Raw genomic sequence first — 24,933 nt, 5'->3', positions numbered from 1 at the left:
CCCCCACCCGCTTGCACCACAGCATCGCGAATCAACCGAGCACCAGATCGACGAAGGAGTCCCACCGGTGAACACCGAGCAGAACCCGGCCGCCAGCGCCCCCGAGCAGGCGACAGCCACGCACGCAGAGACCTACACGATCGGTGTCGACTTCGGCACGCTGTCCGGCCGAGCCGTCGTCGTGCGTGTGTCCGACGGCGCCGAACTCGGGTCGGCGGTACTCGACTACCCGCACGCCGTCATGGATCGCGAGCTCGCCTCGACCGGCGCCGCGCTGCCGCCCGACTGGGCGCTGCAGGTGCCGGCCGACTACGTCGCCGTCATGCAGTCCGCCGTGCCGCGCGCCGTCGAGGCCGCCGGGATCGACCCCGCCGCCATCATCGGCATCGGCACCGACTTCACCGCCTGCACGATGGTCCCCGTCATCGCCGACGGGACGCCGCTCAACGAGCTGCCCGAGTACGCCGACCGCCCGCACGCCTATGTGAAGCTGTGGAAGCACCACTCCGCGCAGCCGCAGGCGGACCGCATCAACGAGCTCGCCGCCGAGCGGGGCGAGTCCTGGCTGCCGCGGTACGGCGGCCTCATCTCGAGCGAGTGGGAATTCGCCAAGGGACTCCAGCTCCTCGAGGAGGACCCCGAACTCTACGAGCGCATGGACCACTGGGTCGAGGCGGCCGACTGGATCATCTGGCAGCTCACCGGCACCTACGTGCGCAACGCGTGCACCGCCGGCTACAAGGGCATCTACCAGGACGGTGCCTACCCGAGCCACGAGTTCCTCGCGGCGCTCAACCCCGCGTTCGAGCGGTTCGCCGACGTCAAGGTCGCGCACGAGATCGGTGAACTGGGCGCCGCCGCCGGCACCCTGTCGGCCGAGGCCGCAGCGTGGACCGGTCTCCGCGAGGGCATCGCGGTCGCGGTCGGGAACGTCGACGCGCACGTCGCAGCACCCGCGGCGCAGGCCGTCTCGCCCGGCCAGATGGTCGCGATCATGGGCACCTCCACCTGCCACGTCATGAACGGCGACGTCCTCCGCGAGGTCCCGGGCATGTGCGGCGTCGTCGACGGCGGCATCATCGCCGGCCTCTACGGCTACGAGGCCGGGCAGTCGGGCGTCGGCGACATCTTCGCCTGGTACGTCGCGAACCAGGTCCCCGCCCGGTACACCGAGGAGGCTGCGGCGCGTGGTGTCAGCATCCACGAGTACCTCACCTCGCTCATCCAGGACCAGCCCGTCGGCGCGCACGGGCTCGTCGCCCTCGACTGGCACTCGGGCAACCGCTCGGTCCTCGTCGACCACGAGCTCTCCGGCACGGTCCTCGGCCTGACACTCACGACCCGCACCGAGGAGGTCTACCGCGCATTGTTCGAGGCGACCGCGTTCGGCACCCGGAAGATCGTCGAGACGTTCAACGCCTCGGGCGTCCCCGTCACCGAGTTCATCGTCGCCGGCGGTCTGCAGCGGAACCCCTTCCTCATGCAGACGTACTCCGACATCCTGCGCCTGCCGATCTCGATCACCGCGAGCGACCAGGGGCCGGCGCTCGGCTCGGCCATCCACGCCGCCGTCGCCGCGGGTGCCTACCCGGACGTCCCGGCCGCCAGTGCCGCGATGGGCAAGGTGAACCGCGCCGTCTACACGCCGAACGAGGCCGCGGCCGACGCGTACGACCTGCTCTACGCGGAGTACGCGACGCTCCACGACTACTTCGGTCGTGGCGCCAACGACGTCATGAAGCGCCTGAAGCGCATCCGCCGAGCCGCCCTCGGTGGCGGCGTCGACAGCCTGCCGACCGACACCGAGACCACCGCCCTCGAAGGAGCAACCGCGTGAACACCTACTCGCCCGAGATCGAGGTCGCGATCGCGCGCGTCCGGTCCGACGTCGCCAAGCTGCACGGGGAGCTCGTCCGGTACGGGCTCGTCATCTGGACCGGCGGCAACGTCTCCGGTCGGGTGCCGGGAGCCGACCTCTTCGTCATCAAGCCCTCCGGCGTCGACTACGACGACCTCGCGCCCGAGAACATGATCCTCTGCGACCTCGACGGCAAGGTCATCCCGGGCACGCCCGGTGCTGAGCGGTCGCCGTCGAGCGACACCGCGGCACACGCATACGTCTACCGGCATATGCCCGAGGTCGGCGGCGTCGTTCACACCCACTCCACCTACGCGGTGGCCTGGGCGGCACGCGCCGAGCCCATCCCGTGCGTCATCACGGCGATGGCCGACGAGTTCGGCGGGGAGGTCCCGATCGGTCCGTTCTCGATCATCGGCGACGACTCGATCGGACGCGGCATCGTCGAGACGCTCACCGGTCACCGGTCGCGCGCGGTGCTCATGCAGAACCACGGTCCGTTCACGATCGGGAAGGACGCCCGCGACGCCGTGAAGGCCGCGGTCATGGTCGAGGACGTCGCCCGCACCGTGCACATCTCGCGTCAGCTCGGCGAGCCGAAGCCCATGCCGACCGAGGCGATCGACGCCCTGTTCGACCGCTACCAGAACGTCTACGGCCAGGCGCCGCAGGGCGCGCTCTAACCCGACTGACCTCCGGTCCCTGACACCCTCCCGGTCCCTGAGCTTGTCGAAGGGCCACCCCACCACGGTCCCGCCCTTCGACAGGCTCAGGGACCGAAACGACCTCAAGAAAGAACCCACCCATGCCGAAGCCCACCACCACGCTCGACCACTACACCGTCTGGTTCCTCACCGGCAGCCAGAACCTCTACGGCGAGGAGACCCTCCGTCAGGTCGCCGAGCAGTCCCAGGCCATCGCCGCCGAGCTCGGCGCCGCCGCCGACGTCCCCGTGCGGATCGAGTGGAAGCCCGTCCTCAAGGACTCCGAGTCGATCCGTCGCGCGATGCTCGACGCGAACGCCGACGACAGCGTCATCGGTCTCGTCACCTGGATGCACACCTTCAGCCCGGCCAAGATGTGGATCGCCGGGCTTGACGCGCTGCAGAAGCCGCTGCTCCACCTCCACACGCAGGCGAACGTCGAGCTGCCGTGGTCGGAGATCGACTTCGACTTCATGAACCTCAACCAGGCCGCGCACGGCGACCGCGAGTTCGGGTACATCCAGACGCGTCTGGGCGTCGCCCGCAAGACGGTCGTCGGCCACGTCTCCGACCCGCGCGTTCAGCGTGAGGTCGGCATCTGGCAGCGCGCCGCTGCGGGGTGGGCGGCCACGCACGAGCTCAAGCTCGCGCGCTTCGGCGACAACATGCGCTACGTCGCCGTCACCGAGGGCGACAAGACCGAGGCCGAGCTGCGCTTCGGAGTGCAGGTCAACACGTGGAGCGTCAACGAGCTGGCCGAGGCCGTGCACGCGTCGACGGACGCCGACATCGACGCCCTCGTCGCCGAGTACGAGGAGCTGTACGACGTCGTCCCCGAGCTGCGGAAGGGTGGCGAGCGGCACGAGTCGCTCCGCTACGGTGCCGCGATCGAACTGGGCCTGCGCTCCTTCCTCGAGGCCGGCGACTTCGCCGCGTTCACGACGAGCTTCGAAGACCTCGGTGAGCTGCGTCAGCTGCCGGGCCTCGCCGTCCAGCGCCTCATGGCCGACGGCTACGGCTTCGGTGCGGAGGGCGACTGGAAGACCGCCGTCCTCGTGCGCGCCGCGTCCGTCATGGGTGCCGGCCTCCCCGGTGGCGCGTCGCTCATGGAGGACTACACGTACCACATGGAGCCCGGCAACGAGCTCATCCTCGGGGCGCACATGCTCGAGGTCAGCCCGACGCTCTCTTCGGCTCGTGCCACCCTCGAGGTGCACCCGCTCGGCATCGGCGGCAAGGAGGACCCGGTGCGCCTGGTCTTCACGGCCGACTCCGGCCCCGCCGTGGTCGTCGCGATGAGCGACATGCGCGACCGCTTCCGGCTGACGGCGAACGTCGTCGAGGTCGTCCAGCCCATCGAGGCCCTGCCGAAGCTGCCCGTCGGGCGCGCCGTGTGGAAGCCGGCTCCGGACTTCGCGACGTCTGCCGCCGCTTGGCTGACCGCCGGTGCCGCGCACCACACCGTCATGTCGACCGCCGTGGGGGTCGAGGTGTTCGCCGACTTCGCGGAGATCGCCAAGACCGAGCTCCTCGTGATCGACGAGTCGACCACCACGCGCGACTTCCAGCGTGAGGTGCGCTGGAACAACGCGTACTACCGCCTCGCCCAGGGGTTCTAACCCCGGGACGATCCGATCGAGACGGCCTCCCGCCCACCGGCGGGAGGCCGTCTCGTGTCGTGGTGTCGTCGATCGTGCGGTGCGACGACGGCGCTTGCTAGCCTGGGGCGACGTGCCGGGGGTGGTGCGCTGAGCGACGGGGGTTGACCGATGACGGATGTGTTCACGCAGACGGAGCAGCACGAGCCGGGCGATGAGGGGACGGCCGAGCCGACGAGGCTCGGGTGGAAGCTCGCGATCGGTGGGACCGTCCTCGTCGCCGGCGTCGGAGCGGTCCTCGCGATCGTCGCAGCGACCGGCGGGCTCACCGCCGCCGACCCAGCGGCCGCCGAGCGGGCGATGGAACGGTGCATCGAGGAGCAGTCGAGCCGCATCGTCGACGCCGGCGACCGCACCCCGGCGGAGGCCGCCGCCGAGGGATGTGCGCTCGATGCCGAGTCGGACACCTTCCTCGACGAGTACGGCGACTGACCCGGATCGGTTCGGGAGCGTTCGAGCGCGCTACCGGAGCCCGATGATCGTGCCGACGACGAACAGCCCGAGCGCGCTCCACATGAGGATGTCGTCGACGCTCATCCGGACGCTGAGGCGCCGACCACGGGTGCTGACGCGGCCGGCCGCCGCGGTCGAGGCCGACTCGTCCGTCTTGGCGCTTCGCCGGTCACCTCGGGTCTCCCGCCACCGTGCCCAGCGTTCGACGCGGTCGTCCACGGCGTCGACAGCGGCGGCGATGTCCTGCCAATCGTCGACCTTCGTCGTGACGAGATCGTCGCTGGTCACGAGCAGGAGCCAGTCGTCGACGATCTCCACGTCGAAGCCGCGCACGTGGTCGAGCAGTCGGGCCATCACGTCGGGCGTGAACAGATAGAGGGCATCGGCCTCGTAGCCGACCGGGCAGTACAGCTGGAAGTGGCGGTCGAACCCGCCCTCGAGGCTGAGCCGCTGCGCATCGGCCGGGGCGCCGGCGCCAGTCATCCCTCGGCGGCGGCCGTCCTGGGCGCGGAGCAGGATGTGGGGGAGGGCGACGGGCATCCGGAGTGCGCAGTAGCCACCGAAGGGGGCCGCGAGGTTCTTGCGGTTGCCGATGACCTCGTAGTCGGCGATCTCGATGCCGCGCGGCTCCCGGCTCCGGAGGACTCGGTGGAGGTTCACCGACCCGCGGCTCCGCCAGGGCATGTCGCGCTGGAGGGCGATGGGACCGACGCGGTAGTCGAACCCGTTGGCCTCGGCGAAGCTGGCGAGGCGGAGGTGTGTGCGCCGCAGGGTCCTACGCGACCAGACCCGGATCGTCATGCGGACGAGGATCACGGCGAGGAGGATCATGACCACCACGAGCGTGCCCATGCCGAAGGCGATCCCTCCCGCGTTCCTGCCGCCTTGAGCGTAGGCGAGCAGGCCGACCAGGCCGAAGAAGAAGATGCCGAACAGTCCGCCGATCGCGCCGAGGGTGGTGGTGAGCCGTCGGACTCGCCCGATGCGATCGCGGGCGCCGGGGTCCTCCCTGACGAAGGCTCGCCACTGCTCGTGAACCTCGTGTCGGGGAAGCGGCCGGGTGAGCGCACTCATGTCGAGTGGTTCGGGAAGCGCCTGCACGCCCTCCAGCCTAGTTCCGCGTCGAGGCGCGGCCGGCTCAGTCGGGGGCCTCCGTCGGAGCCTCGTACCCGACCGGCAGCTCGGGGACGGTGCTCGAGCCAGTGTGGAACGCGGTGACCGCGAGGAGCATCGGTGTCGGCGCTTCCGCAGAGCGGCCCGCCTCATCGACGACGTCGGGGACGAGCCCGATCGTCAACCGATCGGTCGTGACCGGTTCGAACACGTGCACCCTCGAGACGCCGACGGAACCGGCTTCGACGAGCGTGCGGCCGTCCGGTGTCCGGACCTCGTGGCGGTCGGTCAGCTGCCCGGCGGTGAGGTTCTCGTGCAGCCGGAGGTGATCGATGGTGACCGGCTCCGCGAACGTGACGGTGACCGTCGACCCGTCGGCGGTCAGGGTTCCCGGGATCGGCCGCGCGAAGCGGCGGTCGCGCTCCGCGGCCCAGGCGGTCACGCGTTCCACATCGGCGTCGGGGAGGAGCCCGCGGGTGTCGGGTGGGAGGTTGAGGAGCAGGTTCGCTCCGAGTCCGACGGACCGGTAGAAGATCGCGAGCAGATGCTCCATCGACTTCGGCTCGTCGTCCGGGTGCCAGAACCAGCCGCGGCGGATCGAGACGTCGCACTCCGGCGGCAGGTACAGGGCCTCCTCGAACCGGCTGGTGACGACGGTGTAGTTGCTGAAGTCGGTGTGGTCGACGACGTACCGCACCGGGTCTTCGGCGAGACCGTTCTCGTTACCCACCCAGCGGATCGTCGGGGCGCCCATGTTGAACACCATCGCCTGCGGCTGGAGTCGTTCGATGATGGCGGTGATGCCGGGCCAGTCGTAGGTGTACCCCTCGGACCCGGCGCCGTCGAACCACAGCTCGACGAGCTCGCCGTAGTTCGTGCACAGTTCGGTGAGCTGCCGGGCGTACACCTCGGCGTAGCGCGCCTCGTCGGCGTACTCGGGAGCGTGGCGATCCCACGGCGAGAGGTACAGCCCTAGTCCGAGACCCGCTTCGCGACAGGCTGCTGCGAGCTCGGCCACGATGTCGCCGTGGCCGTCCCGCCACGGTGAGGATGCGACGCTGTAGTCGGTCGTCGTGGTCGGCCAGAGACAGAACCCGTCGTGATGCTTCGCGGTGAGGATGACGTATCCGGCGCCGATCGAGGCCGCGACGCGCACCCACTGCCGCACATCGAGGTCGCTCGGATCGAAGCTCGAGGCGGGCAGGGTGCCGTCGCTCCATTCCTTGCCGGCGAAGGTGTTGACCCCGAAGTGGAAGAACACGCCGAAGCCGTCCTGTTGCCAACGCAACTGGCCCTCGGTCGGGACGGGACGATGCTCGTGGTGGTGCGGCTGTCGACTCACTTGACTCCTCCTGCTGCGACGCCTCGGTGGAACCATCGTTGCAGCACGATGAACACCACGAGGACGGGGACGACGGCGATGATGGATCCGGCCATCACGACCCTGGGGTCGAACCCGAACGACGACGCCGAAAGTCGTGCGAGTCCGAGCGAGACGGTGAACGACGACTCGCTCCGCAGGACGAGGAGCGGCCAGAGGAAGTCGTCCCACGCGGTGATGAACGAGTTGACGACGACGACCAGCATCGCGCCGATGGACGACGGCCGGAACAGGGCGGTGAACCGCTGCCACTCCGAGGCTCCGTCGAGGAACGCGGCGTCTTCGATCTCGTCGGGCACCGCCGTGAATGAGGCCCGCATGATGAGGACGTTCATCGCGGAGACCGCACCGGGGAGCCACGCGCCGACGAGGGTGTCGAGCAGACCGAGCTCCTGGGTCATGAGGAAGAGCGACACCATGATCGACTCGAACGGCACGACCATCGACACGATCAGCACGGTGAAGGCGACCCGCCGCCCGCGCCAGCCGCGTCGGGAGAGCATGTACCCGGCTGCGGTCGGCAGCACCACCTGGGAGGCGATGGTGAGCGCGCAGACGATCGCGCTGTTCGTCAGGTAGGCGTCCATCGGGATCTGCCGGAAGATCGTGACGTAGGCGTCGAACGTCGGCAGCTGTGGGAACAGGGTGGCGTCGCGCCCGAAGAGTGCTTCGCCGGAGCCCTTGAGCGACGACAGGAACTGCCACAGCAGCGGGCCGACGGAGATGACGAGGACGAGGAGCAGGAGCGCGTACCGCGCCGGTGTCGTCCTCGACCAGCGCCGACGCCGACGCCGCAGGAGCGGTCGTGCGGGCGACTGCTCGATGCGCGCGCTCATGCGTCCCGCTCCCCGCCGAAGCGCTGCGCCAGCACGGCGAACACCGCGGTGAGGGCGAAGAGTGCCACGCTCGCGGCCGCACCGTAGCCCGCGTTCCCGGTGATCGGGTCGAGCGCTGCGTCGCGGATGAAGAAGGGGAGTGTCCGTGCCTCGCCTCCCGGACCACCGGTGGCGCCGCCGAGCAGGTAGACCTCGCTGAACACGCGGAGCGACCCGATGCCGGCGAGGAGCCCGACGAGGAGCATCGTGAGGCGGGTGCCCGGCACCGTGATGGTGAGGAACCGTCGCGTCGGGCCGGCGCCGTCGAGCTCGGCCGCCTCGTACAACTCGCGAGGGATGTTCGAGAGCGCCGCCAGGTAGAAGATCAGGTACCACCCGAGCCCACGCCACACCGTGAGGGCGATGGCGCTGAGCAGGATGAGCGACCCCTCGGAGAGGAACGGCACCGCCTGCTGGATGAGACCGACCCGCTGGAGCACCGTGTTGACGGGCCCTTGTTCACAGAGGAGGTTCTGCCAGACCAGCCCGACCGCGACCACGGACGCCACGATCGGAGCCGCGTAGGCGGAGCGGAAGAACCCCATCCCGGGGAGTCGGGTGTGGACGAGCTGCGCGAGCAGCAACGGGAGGACGACCAGCAGGGGGACGGCGATGATCGTGTACAGCACGCTGTTGCCGGTCGCGGACCAGAACGCGGGGTCCTGCAGGATCGAGCGGTAGTTGTCGAGGCCGACGAACGCTCCACCCATGCCGAGCGGGGAGGTGTCGGTGAACGACAGCGCGATGGTCCCGATGAAGGGCCCGACGCTCCAGATCGTGATCATGAGCAGCGCGGGTGCGCACCACAGCAGCGGCACCCAGGGCGGTCGATAGCGGGCCGCCCCGTTGAGGTGGATCGCGGTCGTCATCGAGCATCGGCTCCGATGACCCGGTTGGCCGCGTCCTGGGCGGCCTGGAGTGCCTCACGCGGCGCCTTCTTCCCGGTGAGCGCCAGCTGGAGCTCGGCGTTGACCGCGTTCGCGACCGCGTCGCTCCACTGCACGATGGTGACGATCTCCGCTTCGTCGGCGAGGTCGACGGCGAGACGGTTCGCCTCATCGATGGGTGCGGTACCGGTGATGTCCGTGAGTTTCGGGATGCCGAGCGACTCGGTGGTGCTCGGGAAGTTCTGGATGCGTGGGTCGCTGATGAAGCGGCTCTGTTGCTCGGCGGCGAGGAGGAACCGCGCGAAAGCGATGGCGGTGGCCGGGTTGGTGCTCGTGCTCGGGACACCGATGGTCTGCACCTCGGCGATCGCGGTGCCGCGGCGGTCGAGGAGGGACGAGACGCCCACGTGCTCGTACACGCCCGGGTTGCCCTCCTGCACGTACCGGAGCGACGAGGCGTTCGGTGAGCCCCAGACGGTCGCGCCCTGGGTGAACAGGGCGGTGGGCTCGTCGTCGGACGCGATCGAGTCCTTCGGGATGCCGCCGGCCAGCGCGAGTCGCGTCATGCGCTCGGTCCACTCCTGCACGGCCGGATCGTCGGCGAAGACGAACGCCGAACCGTCGTCGGCGATGACCTCGGCCTCCTGCAGCTGCCACTCGAGCGGGAGTCGCAGACCGAGACTCGCGGAGAAGGCACTGAACTCGCCGTTCGACCGTTCGGCGACCTGATCGGCCGCGTCGAAGAGTTCCTCGAAGGTGGTCGGCGGCTGCTCCGGGTCGAGCCCGGCGCGCTGCATGAGCTCGGTGTTGTACGTCTGGAGGCCGATGAGGCCCCAGTGCCAGGGGAGCACGTAGTGGTGGTCGTCGCCGGGGAGGACCAGACTGTCCCACAGGCTCGGGATGAAGTCGTCGCCGATGCCCGGTGACGCGGCGTCGAGGTCGGCGAGGAAGCCCTGTTCGCGGAGCCCGCCGGCGGTGGCGAGCGGCATGTTCACGACATCTGCCAGCGAGCACGCCTGCGCGTCCGCGACGAGCCGGGTGGCGAAGCTGCCGTCGCCAGGGTCGTCCTCCCAGGTGACGGTCGTGCCGGGGTAGGCGGCCTCGAAGTCCTCGATGAGTTCGGTGAAGTACTCGGAGAACGAGGCCTTCAGTGCGGTGGTCTGGAAGGTGATCTCGCCGGACGGCGTCGCGTCGACCGGCGTGCCAGCGGCGAACTCGTCTGCGATCGCGCAGCGACCGACACGCTCGCCCCCGGCGTCGCCCGTGCACGCGGAGAGCACGGCCAGCGTGGCGGCTGCAGCGGCGATCGACAGGGTTCGTTGGTGCTTCATGGGGGCTCTCCTCGTCCGCGGACGGGTTCGTCAACCGTCCTTGCATATCGAGGATAAGCATGAGGTATGTGATATGCAAGCCCTGTGTACAAAAGCCTCATGAGGGCTGCTTGTGGAGTGCACTCAGCCGTCCAGTCGACGGAACCCCATGGTCATGGCCGGATATCGGTGGCCCATGGCCGGGAATCCCTCGGCAGGGTTCGCAGCACCCGTCAGAATGAGGGCATGACCGAACAACGCGCCGTCCTCGATGCCACCGTCAGCTTCCTGAACGGCGGCGGTCTCGCCGTCGAGGACTTCCGTCTCGACCTGCCGCCCGCCATCGCGCAGGCGAAGGGGAAGGCGCAGCAGCAGGAGGTCGGTCGGCTGCTCGTCACGCACCTCGGTCTCGCGATGGTCGGCGAGATCCGGATCACCAAGCTCGAGATCGTGCGCGAGCAGCACAAGGGCTCCCGCGGGATCCTGGCGGCGGCAGCGGCAGCCGGACTCGAAATGCCGGACGCCGCAGCGGATGCGGACGCCGTGCGCCCCCGTCCGGAGGGCGCGCTCGTCGAACTCAGCCACCCGATCCGTGCCGGCCTCCGCACCTACCCGGGGCTGCCGGAGCCGGTGATCCGTCCGTTCCTCACGCGTGAGGACTCGCGCCCGAAGTACGCCGAGGGCACCGAGTTCGCGATGGACATCATCGAGATGGTCGGCAACACCGGCACCTACCTCGACAGCCCGTACCACCGCTACGCCGGCGGCGGCGACCTCGCGAGCCTGACGCTCGAGCAGCTCGTCGACCTCCCGGCCGAGGTGTTCCACCTCCAGGACTCCACCGAACGCGGCATCGGCGCGAACGTCTTCCTCGAGCGCGAGCTGCGCGGGACCGCCGTCCTCCTGCACACCGGGTGGGACCGCCACTTCGCGACCGAGGCCTACACGAAGGACGCTCCCTACCTCGCCGAGGACGGGGTGCGGTACCTCGTCGAGCAGGGCGTGGTGCTCGTCGGCATCGACTCCATCAACATCGACGACACCGAGCCGGGATCCGGTGGCGCGCGTCCGGCCCACTCGCTGCTCCTCGAAGCCGGGATCCAGGTGGTCGAGCACCTCACCGGCCTCGAGCAGCTCCCCGCGAGCGGCGCCGCCTTCACCGCGACGCCGCCGCTCGTCGAGGACTTCGCGACCTTCCCCGTCCGCGCCTTCGCGCGACTGCCCTAGGCGCGGTCGGAAGACCGTCCTCGCGGTGCCGTCGGCGCGCTGAGGACGGTCCCGATCACTCCTCGATCTCGGCCCGCAGCAGTGCCGCGTCAGTGTGCTGCTCCAAGCGCTCGTGCGCGTCCGCGAGTTCGGCCGTGACCGTCGTCCAATCGGGCGAGCCGGCAGGCAGGCGTCCGCGAGCCGAACGGAACAGGTCGACGGCAGCGGCGTGGTCGTCGACGGCGACCCGCGACCTCGCCGCGAACACCTCGGCCACCGCCGCGCCGTTCTCGTCGCCGGCGGCCACGAACCCCGCAGCGGCGAGCCGAGCGGTCGCCGTCGCGTCGTCGGCGCGTCCGAGCGCACCGAGCGAGCGGGCCTCCGAATCGGTGATGTCGGCCACGAGCCACGCGGCCTCGTGCGCCGAGGCGATGTCACGAGCCTCCGAGTAGAGCGGCAGCCCGGTGTCGTCGCCGAAGGCCGCCCGTGCGCTCGCCGCACGCTGGAGTGCCTGGACGAGGAGCTGCGGGTCGCCCAGCCGGCGAGCGGCGGCGAGGGCCTGGTCGATGACCTCGATCGCGTCGTCGTCCTCGAACTGGACGAGGAGCGTGCTCAACCCGAAGCCGGTGCGGATGACCACCTGGTCGTTCCCGACGGACGCGGCGTCGTCGATCGCTGCGCGCCACACGCCGTACGCCATGCCGTGTTCGCCGATCATGCGCGCGGCCTCGCCCATGTTGGCGAGCAGGTCCGCGAGCTCACCCGGCGCGGCGTGCTCGCGCTTCGCCTGGTAGACCTCGTCGTAGTGCTCGAGCGCCGTGGCGGCATCGCCCGCGAACTGGAGGTACCGCGCGAGTTGGAGGGTGAGCGAGTCGAGGTCGTCGTACTCCGCCCGCTTCGCGTGGGTGATCGCCAGCTGCATGCGGGCCGCGGCCTCGCGGTCACGGTCGGCGTCGCTCAGGAGTGCCGCCGAGAGGGAGCACGCCTGGATGATGCCGAGCCGGTTGCCGAGGAGTGTCTGGAGGGCGACGAGTTCGTCGGCGAGCGCGACCCCTTCGGCGAAGGCCCCGGCCCCGCCGAGCATCCGGGTGCGGAGCGTCAGCGCGGGGAGGCGGACCGACGCCCGCTGCCCGGGCTCGAGGAGTGGGTCGAGAAGCTCTGCCGCCTCCTCGATCCGGCCGGTCACGGCGAAGAGGTGCGCGTGCAGGAGACGGGCCGGCGGGCCTGCCTCGCCCGGGTCGTCGACCGCGGCGGCGAGCACGGCCTCACCGGCGAGCCGGTCGGCGATCCCCATGAACCGTTCCGCGGACTCCTGCTCGGTCTGCGCTCCCGCCAGCTCGAACGCATGGCGTGCGGTGACGACGAGCGTGTGGATGAGCCGGTCCGCGTCGACGGGGACGAGACGGGCGTCGTCGAGCTCGGCGAGCAGGAGGGTGAGCCGGTCCTCGGTCGCCGTGCCGAGGAGGGCCACACCGAAGCGTGCCTCGACGTCGGCGACCGCGATGCGTCCTGCCGCACGGAGCGCGGTGTCGCGGTCGGCCCAGGCCCCGCTCGCGCGGTCGTCGTCACCCTCGATGACCGCTGCCTGCGCGATCGCGCCGAGGAGCCCGGCGCGGAGGTTCTCGTCGGGATCCGCGTCGTCCGCGAGGAGCGCGAGGCCCTGCTCGGCGGCGACGATCGCACCGCGTGGGTCGGCGCTCTGCAGGAGCGCGGAGGTCCGTTCGCGCCACTCGGCGGCCGTGGTCGCCGGTTCCGGCTCGGCGACCGGGGCTGCGAACCCCTCGACCGACAGCGGGAGGTCCCAGTGCTCCGTCGCGAGTGCCCGCGCGGCCTCGAGCCGCTCGGTGCGGAAGCCGTTGCCGTTGCGTTCGTCGAAGGCACGGGTCAGGTGCTCGGCTGCTGCCCAGGCGCGCGCCGCGACCGCGCTGACGGTCCAGTCGGCGGCGTCGGTCGACTCGGTGCCGAGGTACCGGGCAAGGTCCGGGGCGTCGGCACCGCGGACGGGCAGATCACCGTGACCGGCTCGGGCGACGGCATCCAGCAGGACGCCGACCGCGATGAGCCCGTCGGCGTGCCCGGACAGGTTGATGGGGTCGTTGACGAGGGCCGGCAGGTGGCGTTCGAGCATCGCCAGGCCGCGCGCCTCGTTGCCCGTGACGGCGCAGAACACGAGGTGGTCGGCGATGATGCCGAACCCGTCGGCGTTGGAACGGGCGACCCGGTAGCTGCGCTGGTGCGCCGCCTTGGCATCGTCGAACCGGCCGGCGCGGAGGTAGGGGAGGAGCGCCTGTGCCTCGCTCGTCTCCGGCTCCTCGCCACAGCTCATGCGGTTCTCGAACATCTCGTCGTAGATCCGGATCGCGTCGTCGTCGTGCCCGCGGAGCTGGTGGAACCAGGCGTCCTCATTGCGCACGCACGCTTCGCAGTGGCTGTAGCGGTCGTCCTCGATGGTCGAGCGGCGTTCCAGGAACGCGGCGGCCTCGTCGAGGCGACCGGTCACCGTCGCGATGTGGAACTGCGACTGCACCACGCCGCTCATCGTGGCGCCCGCTGCCGCGTACCTCGCCCGCATGTCCTCGTGCATCGCCTCGATCTGCGCGAGCGAGAACGTCGGGTTCGTCGACAGCCGGCCGGCCATCCACTTGTACTGGAACAGCAGGTCGCAGCCGTCGACCGTGATCGGGAAGCGCTCCGGGTCCGCGTCGTGCTTGCCGACGCACCAGCCGAAGGAGCTGAACATGGCGTCGGTGTCGCCCGTCATGTGTGCCGACTGGGTCAACCGCATGCGGGTCGCGTACGCGGCCTCCTCGTCGCCGGCGGCCTCAGCTCGCCGGAGTGCCTCGTCGAGCAGGGCGCGCTCGGCGGGACCACACGGCAGGGTGTCGGCCTCCTCGAGGAGGTCCTGGACGCTCGCCTCGGGGTCGATGTCGTTCACAGGGGTGTCGGTGGTGTCGGTCATCGGAGTTCCTTGTCGTCGAGACCGACACTGAGGCCGATCAGGTCGGTCATGGCTGCGTCGAGCATGCGGCGGTCGCGTGCTTCGAGGGGGCGGTGCCCGGCGAGGAGCGCCTGGACGTAGAGCAGTTGGATGCTGCGCTCGAACACGAGGTCGTCGTCGAGGGTCGCCAAGCGGCGGACGAGCGCCGCGTTCCAGTTGAGGCAGAGCCGGGCCGCGGTGTCGGCCTCAATGCCTCCCGGGCCGGCGTCGGCGAGGAAGGAGTCGACGGCCCCGACGACCTGCGACCAGATACCCGGCGCGACCGAGGCGGCCCGGTGCCGCTCGAGCCGTCGGAGTACGGACGGGTCGGCGACGTACAGCGCGGCGAGGTCGTCCGGCCGGTACCGGCGCACCGAGACCCGGCACTCGACCTCGGCGAGCACGCGGCTGGCGCGGTCCTCGAGTGCCGTCGTCGCGGCGAGGTCGTCCAGGTGCGGCGGCTCGAGGTTGTCGAGCTCGTCGGCGACCGTCACCCGTTCGACCCGAACGCCGTCGATCAGGTGGGGCAGCCGCTCCAGGATCTCCTGGTCGTACACGTACCCGCCGTTGACGATCGGTGAGGCCGGATCGACGACTGCGGCGATCTGACGGAACTCGTCACGGGATGCCGTGTACCGGATGACGCCGGTCTGCGACAGATGTTCGTCGATGGTCATCGTGCCGGCGGAGGTCTCGATCGGGAGCCACCGGACGACGGCGCTCGCGAGGTCGTCGTCGTGCGCGGCGATCGCCTTGATGCCGAGCTGGTGGACGCCGATGAACTCCTGGAGTCGGTGCGGCCGTTGGCGGGCGAGGTCGAGGATCCACCGTCGCAGGGTTGCTCCGATGGCCTCGCGGGTGAACTCCAACGCGTCGTCCTGCACGAGCTGCTCGCGCGACGCCGTCGGTCGGAGTCCTGTCGTGTCGACGATGCAGCGCACGAAGAACGCCCACTCGGGAAGCAGGTCGTCGATCTGTTCGCTCAGCAGCATGCCGCCGAGGTAGACCCGGCTCGCCTGCCGGGCGCCCGGCGGAGGTGGCGAGGGGAGGACGAAGGCGGTGCCGCGGGTGCCGGTGCCTGGCACCACGATCTCGACGGCGTCGAACGGGCGCGTCCCGAGGAGGTCCTCCCCGAACGCCAGAAGTGCCTCGCGAGTGGTCGCTTCAGCCGTCCGGAACACCGGGTCGACGTTGATGCGCACCGGGTGGTCGGGTGCGGAGGGATCGACCACCTCGACGTCGAGGTCGAGGAACCGTCCGAAGGTGCTGGCGAGGCCGAGCACCGTGCCGTGCCCGAGCAGACTGCCGTCGTGCAGTGGGCCGTCGATGCGCGGGTCGAGTACGACCTCCGAGCCGATCGGCATGGCGGCGGTCGTGGCGTCGTCGAGTTCTCGGATCGTGAACGTGCCGTCGGCGTCGCCGATCCACTCGATGGCCGGACCGCCACGAGCCGAGCGGCTGCGGACGGTGATGGTGTCGGCGACCATGAAGCAGCTCAGCAGCCCGATGCCGAACCGGCCGAGGTAGTCGCCGCGCTGGAGTTCGTCGAGGTCGCCGCGCTTGGAGCTGCGGCCGACCGTCGCCAGCAGCTCGGCGGCTTCGTCGCGGGTGAGCCCGACACCGTCGTCGCGGAATCGGAACGGCGTACCCGCCTCCGAGCCGGACGGTGGCACGTGCGGGGTGATGAGGAGTCTGCCGGGAGGCGCCGTCGGGTCGTCGGCGCGACGGGCTGCGACGGCGTCGCGTCCGTTCTGCAGGAGCTCGCGGAGGTAGACGCGCGGTCCCGAGTAGATGTGGCGGCTGAGCAGGTCGACGACTCCGCGAAGATCGACCTGGAACGGCAGCGGGGCTCGGGAGTGGTCTGGCATGGCTCTCTTCCGTCGGCGGCTACGGGGCCTGCATCGGGGGTACATGCAGGGTGGATCGGGCTCCAGGCAGGCGGACCGCGACCGGTTCGTCTGCAGCCGGATCAGCCTAGCGAACGTCGTGAAACGGATGCTGGGCGGTCGCCTGGGGGTCGTCGAGGCGAGGCTGCTCCCCAGGGGCTGTGGAGCGAGGTCGACGCCGATCGGTCGTCCGGGGGTGTCGCGAAAACGCGTCCCCGACTGCTAGCCTTGACGCCGCTTCTCGAATCGATTCGACATCGATTCGGACCACTCCTCCCACCCCCGCACCTCGCTAGGAATCCGTTCACCAGTGCACACCGCAGGAATCACCGTCGTCCACCCAGGGGACTCGCTCTCGGGCAGGCAGCGCCTCGTCTACATCCTCGTGCTCGGCGCGCTCACCGCGCTCGGGCCGTTCACCATCGACCTCTACCTGCCGGCGTTCCCGATCCTCGAACAGGACCTCGACGTCCCGGTCAGCCTCATCCAGCTCACCCTCACCGGGACCACGATCGGCTTCGCGGTGGGTCAGCTCTTCATGGGGCCCTGGAGCGACAAGGTCGGCAGGCGTCTCCCGCTCATCCTCGCGACGAGCATCCACATCCTGGCCTCGGTCGGCGCCGCGTTCGCGCCCGACATCGGGTGGCTCATGGTGTTCCGCGTGCTGCAGGGTGCCGGTGCGGCGGCCGGTGGTGTCGTCGCGATGGCGATGGTCCGCGACCTCTTCGGCGGGAAGCCGCTCGTGCGGATGCTGTCGCGACTCGCGCTCGTCAACGGCCTCGCGCCGATCGCCGCCCCCGTCATCGGGTCGCAGCTCCTCCTCGTCCTCGACTGGCGCGGACTCTTCGTGTTCCTCGCCGCCTACGGGCTGTTCGTCGTCATCGCGGTGTCGCTCTGGATCGTCGAGACCCTGCCGCCCGCGCGGCGTCGCGACGCCGGGCACAGCACCGTCCGCGACCGCTACCGCTCGGTGTTCAGCGACCGCGTGTTCGTCGGTGTCGCCCTCATCGGTGGCATGAGCTTCTCGGGCCTGTTCGCCTACCTCTCGAGCTCGTCGTTCCTCTTCCAGGAGGTCTACGACTTCGACGCACAGCAGTACGGTCTCCTGTTCGCGGTGAACTCGCTCGGCATCGTCGCCGGGGTGCAGATCTCGTCGCGCCTCATGCGCTGGTATGGGCCGCAGTGGATCCTCGCGTGCACGACCATCGTGCAGCTCATCTCCGCAGTGACGATCGTCGCGCTGACGATGGCCGACGTCGGGCTGTTCGGTGTGCTGGTGCCGCTGTTCTTCTTCATCCTGTCGTGTGGCTTCGGCTTCCCGGCGGTGCAGGTGCTCGCCCTCGCGAACCACGGGCACGAGGCCGGGACTGCGGCGTCGCTCCTCGGGGCGCTCAACTTCGGGCTTGCGGGACTCATCTCGCCCATCGTCGGTGTGCTCGGGATCGGTACCGCGATCCCCATGGGTGCCGTGATGGCCGCGACCTCGGTCGTGTCGGTGTGTGCGCTCTGGTTCATCGTGCAACCGAAGAAGGTCCCGGCCCTCGCCGGCTGACCTGGTGGCTCGCGCCGTCAGGTCACCGGTCCACGCAGTCGAGGTACGTCCACGCGCCGGTGTCCTTCGAGAACCGACTCCGTTCGTGCTGGCTCCCCGCCGAGCCCCGCACGCCGGGAACCTTGTGGTGTGCGACGAACTCGACCATCCCCTCGGTGTCGAGCAGCCCACCGCGGGAGGTCGCGAGGATGTCGAGCCGATACCAGCGGAGCGAGCCGTCCAGCTCGAGCGACGCCGGCCTGGTCGACGGATGCCAGGTGCGCAGCAGGTACTCCGCGTCGCCGACCGCGAAGGCCGAGAATCGCGACCGCATGAGCGCCTCCGCGGTGGCCGCCGACGACTCACCTCGGTGCAGGCGCCCGCAGCAGGCGCCGTACGTCTCGCCGGACAGGCAGGGGCACCGCGCGTCGTCGGCGAGGGGAGCGGTGCGGGCGTCGTGGGTCACTGCTCCAGTATCGCCCGCCAGGCCCGCAGGTCGTGCTCGTCGGCCGTCGGTCGCCAGCGCATATCCGGCGGCGCATCGGCGCGGCGATCAACGCGTCATCCTCCTGGCGCAAGCCCACGCGTGAGACATACCCGACACGGCATGATGGGACGATGACGGCACCCGACGACCACGACGACCCAGCAGCTGCACCGGCTCCCGAGGTGCACAAGGCGGTCTCGCCAGCCCTCGACGAGTCGGGTGCGCTCGCGATGGATCCGGACCCGGCGTCGATCCGGCCCGATCCGAAGCTCGCTGCGAAGGTCTCCCGGCGGTGGCCGTTGATCAGCGGCGCGATCGCCGTGGTCCTCGTCCTCCTGCTCGGCGTGCTGCTCTTCCAGCGCGGCCCGAACGCCCCGTTCGGGTTCGACGAGGAGTGGATGCAGGAGGTCCTCGAGGAGCGGTCGCCGTGGCTCGTCCAGGCTGCGCTCGTGATGAACTGGCTCGGCGGCGGGGTCGTCGCGATCTTCGTCGTACCGCTGCTCGGGATCGCCGTCCTGCTGTTGTTGCGCCGTCCATGGGCCGCCCTGTACTTCGCGATCGTCTCCGCCCTGAGCGCCGGAGCGGTGCAGATCATCAAGAACATCGTCGGTCGATCGCGGCCCGAGGACATCCTGGTCCACGCGGACTTCGGTTCCTTCCCCTCGGGGCACAGTGCGAACGCGGCGACCATCGCCGTCGCGTTCGGGATCATCTTCCCGCGGGTCTGGGTGTGGCTGATCGGTGTCGCCTACACGCTGCTGATGATGCTGTCGCGGACCTATCTCGGCGCCCACTGGGTGAGCGACACGATCGGTGGGCTGCTGCTCGGTGCCGGTGTCGCGCTCATCATCGCGGTGCCGTTGCTGCACCGGATGTCGACCGAACCGAAGAAACGGGTCCCGCTGACCGACGGCTGATCGACGCGCTCGCGTCAGCGCACCGCGCTGGCGGCCACGACACCCCGTGCCGGCGGAGCGGTAGTCTGCTGACAGCCGGGAGCCGGCCGGGGGAGGAGACGCGTGTCGATCACGATGCACGACGTCGCCGCACGCGCGGGCGTCTCGATCAAGACCGTCTCGAACGTCGTCAACGACTACCCGCACGTGAGCGATGCGACCCGCTCCAAGGTCGAGCGCGCGATCGCCGAGCTCGGCTACCGCCCCAACCTCTCGGCCCGGAGCCTCCGCTCCGGCCGGTCCGGCGTGATCAGCCTCATCATCCCCGACCTCCGCAACGCCTACTTCGCGGAGCTCGCGGACGCGGTCATGCGTCAGGCTCGTGCGCGCGGGCTCTCGGTGCTCATCGAGCAGGTGGCCGGCGGTCGCGACGTCGAGCTCGAGATCCTTCGCGGGCCGCGCATGCAGCTCGTCGACGGCATCCTCTACAGTCCGCTCAGCCTCGACCGCGACGACAGTGCGCTCCTCCCGGACGGGCCCATGGTGATCCTCGGCGAGCAATTGTTCGACGGCGACCGCGACCACGTGACGATGGCCAACGTCGACGGCGCCCGCGCGGCGACCGAACACCTGCTCGCGCAGGGCAGACGCCGCATCGTCGCACTCGGCACCGACCCGCACGACACCCTCGGGCCGGCCGCCCTCCGTCTCCAGGGGTATCGCGAGGCGCTCGAAGCCGCGGGCATCCCGGCCGATCCCGCCTACGTCAGCACCGTCGTCAGCTGGCACCGTAGCGACGGGGCGAACGCGATGCGCGAGGTCATCGCCGCGGGCCTGCCGTTCGACGGCGTCGTCGCCTTCAACGATGCGATGGCCCTCGGTGCCATGCGCGTCCTCCAGGACGCCGGGCTCCGCATCCCCGACGACGTCGCGATCATCGGCTTCGACGACCTGGACGAGACGCGCTACGCCCTCCCGACCCTGTCCACGGTCGACATCGGCCGGGAGGAGATCGCGGAGCGCGCCGTCGAGCTCCTGATCGAGCGGATCGCCGCACCCGGGCAGCCGGAGGCACCGCGCGCGATCGTCAGTGGCTTCCGCGTCGTCCCGAGGGAGTCCACCGGCTCCGTGATCGCCCACACGCCCGGATCCAGGGCCGCTCCTTCAACGTTGTAGAGTGCGTACAGGGCGGCCGGGCATGCCGCCGCCGAGGAGGATCATGGCGACCACCCTGCACGACGTGGCGAAGCTCGCCGGGGTGTCCGCCAAGACCGTCTCGAACGTCGTCAACGACTACCCCCACATCAAGCAGGCCACCAAGGAGCGGGTGCTCGCGGCGATCGCCGAGCTCGGCTACCGCCCGAACCTCTCCGCACGCGGGCTCCGCTCCGGCCGGTCCGGCGTCATCAGCCTGATCATCCCCGACCTCCGGAACTCCTACTTCGCCGAGCTCGCCGACGCCGTCATGCACGCCGCGGCGCAGCGTGGTCTGTACGTGCTCATCGAGCAGACCGGTGGCGACCGCGAGCGCGAGGCGGCGCTCGTCCGTGGTCCGCGGACGCAGCTCGTCGACGGCATCCTGTACTCCGCGCTCGAGCTGGGGGAGGAGGACGTCGACATCCTCGCCGAGGTGCGCACACCGATGGTCCTCCTCGGCGAACGGATCTTCAACGCTCCGAACGACCACGTCACGATGCAGAACACCGAGGGTGTCCGGGCGGCGACGGAGCACCTGATCGCTTCGGGGCGCCGACGGATCGTGGCGTTCGGTGCACACCCGGGGGAGGAGATCGGTTCGGCCGGGCTGCGCCTCGTCGGCTACCGTGAAGCGCTCGACGCCGCGGGGCTGCCGTACGACGCGTCCCTCGTGCGGGAGGTCGAGATCTGGCATCGCCTGGACGGCGCGGTCGCGATGCGTGCGATGCTCGACGAGGGAGTGCGGTTCGACGGTATCGTCGCCTTCAACGACGCCCTCGCCCTCGGCGCGATGCGCGTGCTGAGTGAGCGTGGCATCCGCATGCCGGAGCAGGTGGCGATCATCGGCTTCGACGACATCGACGAGGGACGCTACTCCCTGCCGTCGCTGTCGACGATCGCGCCGGGGCGCGACCAGATCGCCGAGACGGCCGTGGATCTGCTGCTGGAGCGCATCGAGCGGCGCGACGAGTCCTTCCCGCCGCGCCTCGTGCTCGCTGACTTCGAGCTCGTCCAGCGGGAGTCCACCGCGCTCCCAGCCGTCTGATCCACCACTTCGATTCGTCCTTGACATCGCTGGAACCACCCGGCATCATGCTTTTACAACGTTTACCTTCAACGTTGTAAAACCCGGCACGATGACAATGAAGTTCCATCTCCGAGAGGACAGCACCCACATGAAGTCACGAGTTCTCGCAGCAGTCGGCACGGTCGCCGTTGCAGCGATGGCCCTCACCGGATGCTCCACCGGTGGCGCAAGCGGAGGCGGCGAAGCCTCCTGCACCAACACCATCACCAAGAAGGACGTGCCGCAGGTCACCGTCTGGGCTTGGTTCCCCGCCTTCGAGCAGGTCGTCGACCTCTTCAACGAGACGCACGACGACGTCCAGGTCTGCTGGACGAACGCCGGCCAGGGCAACGACGAGTACACGAAGTTCTCCACCGCCATCGAGGCGAAGTCCGGCGCACCCGACGTCATCATGCTCGAGTCCGAGGTCATCTCCAGCTTCACGATCCGCAAGGCGCTCGTCGACATCGGCGAGCTGGGCGCGAACGAGGTCAAGGACAAGTACACCGAGGGCGCGTGGAACGACGTCACGAGCGGTGATTCGGTGTACGCGATCCCGGTCGACAGCGGCCCGATGGGCATGCTCTACCGCCAGGACCTCTTCGACAAGGCCGGCATCGCCGTCCCGACCACCTGGGACGAGTTCGCCGCCGCCGCGAAGCAGCTGAAGGACGCTGGCACGGGTGTCCTCGCCAACTTCCCGACGAACGGCCGGGCCTTCAACCAGGCGTTGTTCGCGCAGGCCGGCTCCAAGCCGTTCGAGTACGACAAGACGAAGCCCACCGAGGTGTCGATCGACGTGAACGACGACGCGTCCAAGCGGGTCCTCAACTACTGGGACGGCCTCGTGAAGGAGGGACTCGTCACCACCGACGACGCCTTCACCGCCGACTACAACACGAGCCTCGTCGACGGCACCTACGCCGTCTACCTCGCGGCCGCGTGGGGCCCGGGCTACCTGCAGGGCCTCTCCGACGCCGACGACACCGCCGTGTGGCGCGCCGCCCCGCTCCCGCAGTGGGACGCGGCGAACCCCGTCCAGGTGAACTGGGGCGGTTCCACCTTCGCCGTGACCGAGCAGGCGAAGGACAAGAAACTCGCCGCCGAGGTCGCGAAGGACATCTTCGGCACCGACGAGGCGTGGAAGATCGGCATCGAGCAGGGTGCGCTGTTCCCGACGTACAAGCCGATCCTGGAGTCCGACTACTTCACGAACCTCGAGTACCCGTTCTTCGGTGGTCAGAAGATCAACAAGGACGTCTTCCTCGCCGCGGCGGCCGGCTACAGCGGCTTCACGTTCAGTCCGTTCCAGAACTACGCGTTCGACCAGTTGACCGAGCAGCAGTACGCGATGGTCCAGGGGGAGAAGACCGCCGACGAGGCGCTCGACGACCTCCAGGCGAGCCTCGAGAAGTACGCCACCGAGCAGGGCTTCACCTCGAAGTAGCCCGCCGGGGCGGCCGCGACGCCGCCCCGCACGTCCTCCGTCACCGGGGCGGCGCAGTCGCCGCCCCGGTGGTCCCCACGACTCGAAAGCAGCATCATGGCACTCACCACCGGATCGGCCTCCACCGCCGCGTCGGCCGCCAGGATCGTCCGTCCGCGACGAGGCGGCATCGGCGCGATCGACCGGCGACGGCAACGCTGGGGCTGGCTCTTCGTCGCCCCCTTCGCCGTGGTCTTCGCGGCCTTCCTCATCTTCCCGCTCTGCTACGCGTTCTGGATGAGCCTCCAGACCTCCACCCTCGCGACCGGTACCGAGTTCACGGGCCTCGCGAACTACGCGAAGGCCTTCACCGACCCGATCTTCCTCAGCGGGCTCGCGCGGGTGGCGATGTTCGCCCTCGTCATGATCCCCGCACAGATGCTCGTCGCGCTCGTCGCAGCCCTCGTGCTCGACAACCTGGCGACCGTCCTGTCGAAGTTCTCACGACTCATGATCTTCGTCCCGTACGCCATCCCCGTGGTCATCGGCGCGCTCATGTGGGGCTTCCTCTACAGCCCCCGCTTCGGTCCGGCGACCGACGTCTTCGCGCTCTTCGGGGCCACGGCGCCGTCCTTCCTCGACCAGAGCAGCATCTTCGGCAGCCTCGTCAACATCGTGACCTGGCAGTGGTCGGGCTACTACATGATCATCATCTACGCGGCGCTCCGCGGCATCGACCCGTCCATCTACGAAGCCGCCCGCATCGACGGCGCGAACGCGTTCCAGACCGCGCTGCGCATCAAGGTGCCGATGATCTCCTCGTCGATGGTCATGGTGCTCATCTTCGCCATGATCGGCACGCTGCAGTTCTTCACCGAACCGCAGGTGCTGCGCGGGGTCGCCCAAGGTGCCATCCCCATCTCGTACACACCGAACATGTACGCGTACTCCCTCGCCTTCTCGTACAGCCAGTTCAACTACGCCTCCGCGATCTCCTTCGCGCTCGGGATCATCGTGTTCATCGGCTCGTACGTCTTCCTCTTCCTCACGCGCAAGCAGAGCGGACTCAAATGATGAGCGCTACCACCGCCATCCCGGCCGTCAACCCGAAGGCCGGACGACGACGTCAGGGTCCCGAGGCCCGTACCGGTGGCCGACGCGTCGGCTCGCACCTCTTCCTCCTCGCCCTCGTCATCTACTTCATCCTCCCGCTGTGGTGGTTGATCGTCGCAGCCACGAAGGACACCTCCGGGCTCTTCACCGGCTCCGGCGGGCCGCTCTGGTTCGACGGTGAGTTCAACTTCTTCGACAACGTCGCCGAGCTCTCCACCCACCAGGGCGGCATCTACTGGCGCTGGCTCGGGAACTCCTTCCTGTACGCGTTCTCGGGCGGGATCGGTGCCACGGTCCTCGCGGTGCTCGCCGGATACGGCTTCGCCAAGTACCGGTTCCGTGGTCGCTCCCTGTTCTTCAACCTGCTGCTCGGCGCGGTCATGGTCCCGCTCACGGCCCTGGTCATCCCGACCTTCGTCCTGCTCAGCCAGGTCGGGCTCGTCAACACGATCTGGGCCGTGATCCTCCCGTCGCTGCTCAGCCCGTTCGGCGTCTACCTCATGCGCATCTACACCCAGGACGCCATCCCGGACGAGATCCTCGACGCCGCGCGGGTCGACGGCGCAGGGGAGCTGCGGACGTTCTTCCAGGTCGCGCTCCCGCTGCTGCGACCGGCGATCGTCACGGTGCTGCTGCTCTCGATCGTCGGCACGTGGAACAACTTCTTCCTGCCGCTGGCGGTGCTCAGCGACCCGAACCTGCTTCCCGTGACGGTCGGACTGAACAACTGGACGGCGCTGTCGAACGCGGGCGCCGGCGGCGAGCAGGTGTGGAACCTCATCGTCACCGGGGCGTTCATCTCGATCGTGCCGCTCATCATCGCCTTCCTCTCCCTGCAGCGGTACTGGCAGGGCGGGCTCTCCCTCGGCAGCGTGAAGTGAGTCGCTCCACAGACGCGCCGCCGCGGCG

Annotated in this window: 20 protein-coding genes; 12 read left to right on the top strand and 8 right to left on the bottom strand. The window is 69.6% G+C overall.

Going from position 1 to position 24,933, the window contains the following annotated elements:
- The first annotated feature begins 139 nt into the window (after positions 1-139).
- The 4 genes from araB (at position 140) to GV015_RS17995 (ending at position 4,652) form a co-directional block, all read left to right on the top strand.
- The gene (gene araB, locus GV015_RS18010) at positions 140-1,837 is read left to right on the top strand and encodes a ribulokinase (RefSeq protein WP_371416587.1); all 1,698 of its coding nucleotides are present in this window, start codon (positions 140-142) and stop codon (positions 1,835-1,837) included.
- The gene (locus tag GV015_RS18005) at positions 1,834-2,541 is read left to right on the top strand and encodes an L-ribulose-5-phosphate 4-epimerase (protein WP_159879837.1); all 708 of its coding nucleotides are present in this window, start codon (positions 1,834-1,836) and stop codon (positions 2,539-2,541) included. Before araB ends, GV015_RS18005 begins: the two co-directional genes overlap by 4 nt.
- Before the next feature lie 122 nt (positions 2,542-2,663).
- Complete coding sequence (araA, locus tag GV015_RS18000; protein ID WP_159879835.1) at positions 2,664-4,181, top strand: L-arabinose isomerase; 1,518 nt, start codon at positions 2,664-2,666, stop codon at positions 4,179-4,181.
- Positions 4,182-4,331: 150 nt separating this feature from the next.
- Positions 4,332-4,652, top strand: a complete 321-nt coding sequence (locus GV015_RS17995; RefSeq protein ID WP_159879833.1) for a hypothetical protein — start codon at positions 4,332-4,334, stop codon at positions 4,650-4,652.
- 30 nt (positions 4,653-4,682) lie between these two features.
- Here GV015_RS17995 and GV015_RS17990 read toward each other — a convergent pair whose 3' ends face one another.
- The 5 genes from GV015_RS17990 to GV015_RS17970 form a co-directional block, all read right to left on the bottom strand.
- Positions 4,683-5,747: a hypothetical protein gene (locus GV015_RS17990; protein ID WP_159879831.1), complete on the bottom strand. Its 1,065-nt coding sequence runs from the start codon at positions 5,745-5,747 to the stop codon at positions 4,683-4,685.
- A gap of 64 nt (positions 5,748-5,811) precedes the next feature.
- Positions 5,812-7,128, bottom strand: a complete 1,317-nt coding sequence (locus GV015_RS17985) for an alpha-L-fucosidase (protein ID WP_236555532.1) — start codon at positions 7,126-7,128, stop codon at positions 5,812-5,814.
- Positions 7,125-8,003, bottom strand: a complete 879-nt coding sequence (locus tag GV015_RS17980) for a carbohydrate ABC transporter permease (RefSeq protein WP_159879827.1) — start codon at positions 8,001-8,003, stop codon at positions 7,125-7,127. Before GV015_RS17980 ends, GV015_RS17985 begins: the two co-directional genes overlap by 4 nt.
- Positions 8,000-8,911: a carbohydrate ABC transporter permease gene (locus GV015_RS17975; RefSeq protein ID WP_159879825.1), complete on the bottom strand. Its 912-nt coding sequence runs from the start codon at positions 8,909-8,911 to the stop codon at positions 8,000-8,002. The genes GV015_RS17980 and GV015_RS17975 overlap by 4 nt, the downstream gene beginning before the upstream one ends.
- A complete protein-coding gene (locus GV015_RS17970) occupies positions 8,908-10,260 on the bottom strand; it encodes an extracellular solute-binding protein (RefSeq protein ID WP_159879823.1) in 1,353 nt (450 codons plus the stop codon). Before GV015_RS17970 ends, GV015_RS17975 begins: the two co-directional genes overlap by 4 nt.
- Positions 10,261-10,485: 225 nt before the next feature.
- On the opposite strand from GV015_RS17970, the gene GV015_RS17965 reads away from it, so the two are divergent.
- The gene (locus tag GV015_RS17965; RefSeq protein ID WP_159879821.1) at positions 10,486-11,466 is read left to right on the top strand and encodes a cyclase family protein; all 981 of its coding nucleotides are present in this window, start codon (positions 10,486-10,488) and stop codon (positions 11,464-11,466) included.
- A 55-nt stretch (positions 11,467-11,521) separates the two neighbouring features.
- On the opposite strand, the gene GV015_RS17960 is transcribed toward GV015_RS17965, so the two are convergent.
- Positions 11,522-14,404, bottom strand: a complete 2,883-nt coding sequence (locus GV015_RS17960; RefSeq protein WP_159879819.1) for a hypothetical protein — start codon at positions 14,402-14,404, stop codon at positions 11,522-11,524.
- On the bottom strand, positions 14,401-16,290 hold the full coding sequence (locus tag GV015_RS17955; RefSeq protein WP_159879817.1) for an HSP90 family protein: 1,890 nt from the start codon (positions 16,288-16,290) through the stop codon (positions 14,401-14,403). Before GV015_RS17955 ends, GV015_RS17960 begins: the two co-directional genes overlap by 4 nt.
- 328 nt (positions 16,291-16,618) lie before the next feature.
- On the opposite strand from GV015_RS17955, the gene GV015_RS17950 reads away from it, so the two are divergent.
- Positions 16,619-17,860, top strand: a complete 1,242-nt coding sequence (locus GV015_RS17950) for a multidrug effflux MFS transporter (RefSeq protein WP_236555530.1) — start codon at positions 16,619-16,621, stop codon at positions 17,858-17,860.
- A gap of 22 nt (positions 17,861-17,882) precedes the next feature.
- On the opposite strand, the gene GV015_RS17945 is transcribed toward GV015_RS17950, so the two are convergent.
- Positions 17,883-18,305, bottom strand: a complete 423-nt coding sequence (locus GV015_RS17945) for a YchJ family protein (protein WP_159879815.1) — start codon at positions 18,303-18,305, stop codon at positions 17,883-17,885.
- A 152-nt stretch (positions 18,306-18,457) separates the two neighbouring features.
- Between GV015_RS17945 and GV015_RS17940 the strand changes: the two genes are divergently transcribed.
- The 6 genes from GV015_RS17940 (at position 18,458) to GV015_RS17915 (ending at position 24,905) form a co-directional block, all read left to right on the top strand.
- Entirely contained in the window at positions 18,458-19,243 is a 786-nt protein-coding gene (locus GV015_RS17940) for a phosphatase PAP2 family protein (RefSeq protein WP_236555529.1), read from the top strand.
- A gap of 102 nt (positions 19,244-19,345) precedes the next feature.
- The gene (locus tag GV015_RS17935; RefSeq protein ID WP_159879813.1) at positions 19,346-20,398 is read left to right on the top strand and encodes a LacI family DNA-binding transcriptional regulator; all 1,053 of its coding nucleotides are present in this window, start codon (positions 19,346-19,348) and stop codon (positions 20,396-20,398) included.
- Positions 20,399-20,441: 43 nt separating this feature from the next.
- Positions 20,442-21,464, top strand: coding sequence for a LacI family DNA-binding transcriptional regulator (locus tag GV015_RS17930; RefSeq protein WP_159879811.1), 1,023 nt, complete (start codon positions 20,442-20,444; stop codon positions 21,462-21,464).
- A gap of 130 nt (positions 21,465-21,594) precedes the next feature.
- Entirely contained in the window at positions 21,595-22,932 is a 1,338-nt protein-coding gene (locus GV015_RS17925) for an extracellular solute-binding protein (RefSeq protein WP_159879809.1), read from the top strand.
- Between the two features lie 96 nt (positions 22,933-23,028).
- A complete protein-coding gene (locus GV015_RS17920) occupies positions 23,029-23,985 on the top strand; it encodes a carbohydrate ABC transporter permease (RefSeq protein WP_159879807.1) in 957 nt (318 codons plus the stop codon).
- A complete protein-coding gene (locus tag GV015_RS17915; protein WP_138945098.1) occupies positions 23,985-24,905 on the top strand; it encodes a carbohydrate ABC transporter permease in 921 nt (306 codons plus the stop codon). Before GV015_RS17920 ends, GV015_RS17915 begins: the two co-directional genes overlap by 1 nt.
- The last annotated feature ends 28 nt before the right edge of the window (positions 24,906-24,933 follow it).

Source organism: Plantibacter sp. T3, from assembly GCF_902506515.1.
Lineage (GTDB): Bacteria > Actinomycetota > Actinomycetes > Actinomycetales > Microbacteriaceae > Plantibacter > Plantibacter auratus.
This window is presented reverse-complemented; position numbering and strand designations above follow the sequence as displayed.

Excerpts from the sequence above, each read along its gene's own strand:
- GV015_RS17990 (WP_159879831.1), bottom strand. The coding sequence starts at position 5,747 with ATGAGTGCGCTCACCCGGCCGCTTCCCCGACACGAGGTTCACGAGCAG.
- GV015_RS17915 (WP_138945098.1), top strand. The coding sequence starts at position 23,985 with ATGAGCGCTACCACCGCCATCCCGGCCGTCAACCCGAAGGCCGGACGA.
- GV015_RS17940 (WP_236555529.1), top strand. The coding sequence starts at position 18,458 with ATGACGGCACCCGACGACCACGACGACCCAGCAGCTGCACCGGCTCCC.
- GV015_RS17970 (WP_159879823.1), bottom strand. The coding sequence starts at position 10,260 with ATGAAGCACCAACGAACCCTGTCGATCGCCGCTGCAGCCGCCACGCTG.
- GV015_RS17925 (WP_159879809.1), top strand. The coding sequence starts at position 21,595 with ATGAAGTCACGAGTTCTCGCAGCAGTCGGCACGGTCGCCGTTGCAGCG.
- GV015_RS17965 (WP_159879821.1), top strand. The coding sequence starts at position 10,486 with ATGACCGAACAACGCGCCGTCCTCGATGCCACCGTCAGCTTCCTGAAC.
- GV015_RS17920 (WP_159879807.1), top strand. The coding sequence starts at position 23,029 with ATGGCACTCACCACCGGATCGGCCTCCACCGCCGCGTCGGCCGCCAGG.
- GV015_RS17975 (WP_159879825.1), bottom strand. The coding sequence starts at position 8,911 with ATGACGACCGCGATCCACCTCAACGGGGCGGCCCGCTATCGACCGCCC.
- GV015_RS17980 (WP_159879827.1), bottom strand. The coding sequence starts at position 8,003 with ATGAGCGCGCGCATCGAGCAGTCGCCCGCACGACCGCTCCTGCGGCGT.
- GV015_RS17960 (WP_159879819.1), bottom strand. The coding sequence starts at position 14,404 with ATGACCGACACCACCGACACCCCTGTGAACGACATCGACCCCGAGGCG.
- GV015_RS17995 (WP_159879833.1), top strand. The coding sequence starts at position 4,332 with ATGACGGATGTGTTCACGCAGACGGAGCAGCACGAGCCGGGCGATGAG.
- GV015_RS17955 (WP_159879817.1), bottom strand. The coding sequence starts at position 16,290 with ATGCCAGACCACTCCCGAGCCCCGCTGCCGTTCCAGGTCGATCTTCGC.
- GV015_RS17930 (WP_159879811.1), top strand. The coding sequence starts at position 20,442 with ATGGCGACCACCCTGCACGACGTGGCGAAGCTCGCCGGGGTGTCCGCC.
- araA (WP_159879835.1), top strand. The coding sequence starts at position 2,664 with ATGCCGAAGCCCACCACCACGCTCGACCACTACACCGTCTGGTTCCTC.